The sequence below is a fragment of the Vibrio sp. 10N.222.46.A1 genome (assembly GCF_041473595.1).
GTDB classification, from domain to species: Bacteria; Pseudomonadota; Gammaproteobacteria; order Enterobacterales; family Vibrionaceae; genus Vibrio; species Vibrio tasmaniensis_A.
Map to the genome: position 1 here is coordinate 1 of NZ_JBFRSN010001119.1, position 265 is coordinate 265.

Genomic DNA, 265 nt, shown 5'->3' on the forward strand with positions numbered 1-265 from the left:
GGCCTAGGTATTGCACCTCGTGGCGGCATCGAGATTAATGATCACTGTCAAACGACAGACAAAGATGTTTATGCAATCGGTGAGTGTGCGTCTTGGAACCAAACGTTCTACGGCCTTGTTGCTCCTGGTTACAAAATGGCGACCGTTGCTGTTGACCACGTTGTTGGTAACGAAAGCACATTTGAAGGTGCCGACATGTCAGCGAAGCTAAAGCTTCTTGGCGTAAAAGTAGGTTCTATCGGTGATGCAAACGGTCGTACACCGG

1 protein-coding gene is annotated in these 265 nt (G+C 49.1%); it reads left to right on the forward strand.

Features of this window, described 5'->3' with window-relative positions:
- On the forward strand, positions 1 to 265 hold a 265-nt coding region (locus AB4496_RS24365), incomplete at both ends, for an FAD-dependent oxidoreductase (RefSeq protein ID WP_372132360.1).